Origin of the sequence: Ferroplasma sp. (assembly GCF_037442045.1) — an archaeon.
In the GTDB taxonomy this organism is placed as follows: domain Archaea; phylum Thermoplasmatota; class Thermoplasmata; order Thermoplasmatales; family Thermoplasmataceae; genus Ferroplasma.
Genome location: NZ_JBBIRC010000091.1, coordinates 1 through 1,671 on the forward strand (window position 1 = coordinate 1; position 1,671 = coordinate 1,671).

2 protein-coding genes are annotated in these 1,671 nt (G+C 32.5%); one reads left to right on the top strand and one right to left on the bottom strand.

What is annotated here, in order from left to right; genetic code table 11:
• Positions 1-438: aldo/keto reductase (locus tag WKI77_RS07610; protein WP_337861223.1), on the top strand; the 438-nt coding region annotated here is incomplete at its 5' end.
• On the opposite strand, the gene WKI77_RS07615 is transcribed toward WKI77_RS07610, so the two are convergent.
• Positions 432-1,601: a glycosyltransferase family 4 protein gene (locus WKI77_RS07615; RefSeq protein ID WP_337861224.1), complete on the bottom strand. Its 1,170-nt coding sequence runs from the start codon at positions 1,599-1,601 to the stop codon at positions 432-434. The genes WKI77_RS07610 and WKI77_RS07615 overlap by 7 nt on opposite strands.
• Between the last annotated feature and the right edge of the window lie 70 nt (positions 1,602-1,671).

Consider the following 1,671-nt stretch of genomic DNA (forward strand, 5'->3'; position numbering starts at 1 on the left):
CAGAATCATTATAATGCTGTTTACAGGGAAGATGAAAGGGATAGCATACCGTTTTGCAAAAAACATAATTTAGCTTATTCGCCGTTTTCCCCAATTGCAGCAGGATTTCTCTCCGGAAAATATAAACGCGGAGCAGATAATAAAACAGTAAGAACTGAATCCTATCCTGTAATGAAGCAGCGATATTTCGCAGATTCCGATTTTAATGTTCTTGAGAAAATGGAAGAAATTGCAAAAAATAAGGGAGTTAAAATCGCACAATTAGCTCTTGCATATGTAATTAATAAAGGATTTATACCGGTAATTGGTGCTACAAAAATGGAATACCTTGACGATGATATACGGGCACTGGATATTAGTTTAAAAGAAGAAGAAATTGAAGAAATAGAATCAAGTTATTTGCCGCATAAAATAATTAAAGGTTCGGCCGGTTATTGAATTCCTTTATTTTTATTAATTGCATCGTTAAAAAGTTCAATTATTTTCTGGTCTACTACAGATGCATCGAACATCTTCATTGCTATTTCACGCCTTAACATTTTTTCTTTATAATAATCAAGTGGATTCCTGTTTTTTATTTCTTTTATCCTTTCAATTTCCTTAATAAAATTTTTTGGCGTTCTTGGAACTGCAACTCCAAAAATGTTATCCTGCCTGACAATATACCTTGGCCCCATTGATGTTCCTGACACTATCAAATAAAGTCCTGATGCAAGGCCTTCTATAGCCGATATTGACAGTGATTCGTTTATAGATGGGACAACCATTACATCACTTTCTGCCAGAATTTTTATCTTATCCTGATTTGATATATAGCCATGGATTACAGTGCTATTGCCTTTATTTTTTTGAACTTCCTTCATATATGGCCCATCGCCAATTATATGCAAATTTATGTTATCCTTACTTTCCAGTGCAGTTAATATATCCATTCCCTTGCTTTTCATCAATCTTCCAAGATATACAACAGAAAATCCATCATTATCAAAACACCCATAATTGCTGAATTTTACATTATTGTATGGAATCTCCCTTATGTACTCTGTATCGCAATTAATCTTTGCATAATACTGTGCCTGATATTTATTCTGGACATGTATAAAGAATTTCATTTTCTTTTTTAACAATTTATGGAATATCAAGGTTGTGAGTATTTTTGAATATGCCTTTGAAAGAAAGCCATACATATCAAGAACTTCGAAAAATGTTCCGTGGTTTCCAAGTATAACTGTTTTGCCCTCCCTCATAAGTTTGTATCCAACATTGCGGAATATTATTGTGGGAGAAATAAAATAATAAATATCAAAATCCTTAATTTTTTCGTATATGCGATTATATGTATATGTTCCAATAAGCCCCATGGAAAGTATATGCGAAATTTTTAATACCGTTCCTTTTGCCATTATATCAAAAGTGAAGGCATTTGGCTCATATTTAAAAGCATATTTATTATGGTTTAACTTATAACCAGAAGGCATGCCGGATCCAAATAATGTAACGTCATAACCTTTACGTACAAACAATTCAGCAATATCTCTCGCATTTGTTTCGCCACCGCCAGCGAATTCAATATTCATAGATCCAATTATAGCCAGTTTCAATTCTCCACTGCTTCATTATTAATATATGATATTTTAAATATTGTGTGGGATGAATAATTTCAAATACATT